The organism is Loktanella sp. DJP18 (assembly GCF_049310965.1).
Lineage (GTDB): Bacteria > Pseudomonadota > Alphaproteobacteria > Rhodobacterales > Rhodobacteraceae > Loktanella.
This window is the reverse complement of record NZ_JBMERN010000271.1, coordinates 1-2,321: the sequence shown is the minus strand read 5'-3', so window position 1 is coordinate 2,321 and position 2,321 is coordinate 1. Positions and strand designations below refer to the sequence as shown.

Genomic DNA, 2,321 nt, shown 5'->3' with positions numbered 1-2,321 from the left:
CAAGTGTCTCCGCACCCAGCTTTTCAAGGTTGGTGGTGTTGAGGGTCTTTTTGCTCATGGTCACAGCGGTCGCGTTCAGGTTCAGAAATCTTGAAGGAATACTGCCGCATCGTTCTTCTGACGACAATCCGGACCGGTAGAGCCAGGCAACGGATCAAAGAACACGACGTCGTGACGCAGTCACACCTGCAAGTGACAGTGCTGGCGATGCTCCTGATCGCAGGCGCCCTGGCGACAGGGGTCATTTTGTGGCTGCCAAAGCAGGTCCTGGACTGCCTGTGCTCATTCCAAACGGCTGTGAAGTTCGGTATCGGGAGGAGAGGCTGGTCGCCGTGCAAGTGTTGTATTACGTGGATCATGCCTGACAATGTGAGCAACAATACGTCCAACGGAACAAAAACATGAGAAATCCCAAAGAGAATGACTTCGCCGGCCGTCGCAGCGCTGCGGCCGATGCAAAAGCTGCTCTGCTGCAATCGCACCGGGCCGCACAGGAAGCTGCCGAACCCACCCGAGTGGCGCGGCAAGAGGAGCGCCAAGCGGTGGCGGCAGCCCGGGACGCCCGTCAGGCGGAGCGGACACAGAACAGACGCGACGAGGAGGACGCCGTGCGCACTGACGCTCTGGCGGCCGAAAATGCTGCCAAAGCCGAAGCTGAATTACTCAAGGTCGTTGAGAGAGACCTGAGCGCTGACGTCGTTGCTGATTACGAAGCCGCCCGGAAAGCTGAACGGGACCGGCGCTACGCAAAGCGGAAAGCGCAAAAGTAAGAACCGGCATCTACGCTATGATGGTCGCGACAGGAAAACGTCAGACCTGTCGCGGCGAAAACTGAAAGAGAAACTTTCTGGCAATGGCCTGGTGACGCCTTGACCGAAGGAATGTCTGATCAACACTGTCGGCTGGTCCGAGATTGCCAACTAAGCGCTTTGAGGACGGATTGCGGAGCCAAAAGCAGCCCTGGTCATGCCCTCGGTACCGCTTTTGCGGTTTATCACCTGTTCCCAGGCGGATTCGTCCTCATGCCATCAGCTTACGCCGCACCAGAAACAGGTTCCCGAGCGAGTACAGCGTAAAGATCTGGGCCCGGTTCTTGGCGAGGCCGAGGTAGCAGGTCTTTACGTGGCCGAACTGGCGTTTGATGACCCGGAAGGGATGCTCGACCCTGGCCCTCACCTTGGCGATGATGCGGTTGGTGCGTTCCTCGATTGGGTGCAGCTTGCGGCCCTTCGGGGCCTTGCGCATGACGCCCTAAAACCGGCCAGGGCCAGTGAACGCGGCCGCGCGCTCGGCGCTGACATAACCCTTTTCGGCCCAGACGGAGGTTTCCTGCCCATGCAGCAGTTCATCCCAGACCTGACTGTCGTGCGCCCTGGCCGTTGAGGTCTCTCCGCACATCGTTTATCATAGATAAATCGCATTTATCCCTCCACTATCACCCAATAATTCATCCGAAGAACAAGGCAAGTCGCTCGGAAGAACAGGCTAAAACTACAAGTTCATGGAGACTGAAAGCCCGGTCAGCAGAGGTTGATGGATGGTAAAGGGGCTGCCGTGGCCCGGTAGCGTCCGTCAAGCTGGTGTAAAATAGGGTATGGCCATTCGCGGACATCGGTCAGGCGGCCTGTGTTGAGATGCTGAGAAGCGGATCGATCTGAGCGGCGTCGATGAGGCTGAAGGCCTCCACCTGCATGTAGCGGTGCTGGCCCTGCCAGTCGTCGTTCTGCTCGAAGAGCACCGCGCCGATCAGGCGGATGATCGACTCCTCGTTTGGAAAGATCCCCACGACATCGGCCCGGCGCTTCACCTCCTTGTTCAGGCGCTCAAGTGGGGTCGTGCTGTGTAGCTTGGTGCGGTGCTGGGCCGGGAAGGCCATGTAGGCCAGAACATCGGACTCGCTTTCATCCATCAAAGCTGCCAGTTTTGGCCAGCGGGGCGGAGCTGGTCCGCGACGTGACGCCATACCTCCTGTGCGGCTTTCTGGTCGGGCTGGTTGAAGGCCTGCCGGATTCCCGATCGTGTCACATTTAAGTAAAGGCCGGGAACGTCACCCACAGCATGCATGCCCTCAGACGAAATTCGCTTGACCTGAAGCGCACCCAGTTCATTAGCGCGACGCACTAACCCACCTTCCATCCCACCTTTGTATGAGCAACCATTAGCAGCAGCCTGACACTACTTGCAACAGAGGTTGATTACATCATCTTGAATTAAAATGATTTTTTATCCAAAATTCAACGAGGCGCAATTGATTGCAACAGCTTCGTAACTGCTCCCCAGTCCGCCATTAGTTCTCTTCAATCTTAGTATATTGGCACTAC

Annotated in this window: 2 protein-coding genes and 1 pseudogene; 1 reads left to right on the top strand and 2 read right to left on the bottom strand. The window is 57.1% G+C overall.

Going from position 1 to position 2,321, the window contains the following annotated elements; all coding sequences use genetic code 11:
• Positions 1-401 precede the first annotated feature (401 nt).
• Positions 402-770, top strand: coding sequence for a DUF6481 family protein (locus ACOI1H_RS25015; protein WP_422440978.1), 369 nt, complete (start codon positions 402-404; stop codon positions 768-770).
• Between the two features lie 250 nt (positions 771-1,020).
• Here the strand turns inward: ACOI1H_RS25015 and ACOI1H_RS25010 are convergent, their stop codons facing one another.
• On the bottom strand, positions 1,021-1,245 hold the full coding sequence (locus tag ACOI1H_RS25010) for a transposase (RefSeq protein ID WP_422440976.1): 225 nt from the start codon (positions 1,243-1,245) through the stop codon (positions 1,021-1,023).
• Positions 1,246-1,615: 370 nt separating this feature from the next.
• Positions 1,616-2,061, bottom strand: a pseudogene (locus tag ACOI1H_RS25005) (transposase); the annotation flags it as partial.
• Positions 2,062-2,321: the final 260 nt, after the last annotated feature.

Excerpts from the sequence above, each read along its gene's own strand:
- ACOI1H_RS25015 (WP_422440978.1), top strand. The coding sequence starts at position 402 with ATGAGAAATCCCAAAGAGAATGACTTCGCCGGCCGTCGCAGCGCTGCG.
- ACOI1H_RS25010 (WP_422440976.1), bottom strand. The coding sequence starts at position 1,245 with ATGCGCAAGGCCCCGAAGGGCCGCAAGCTGCACCCAATCGAGGAACGC.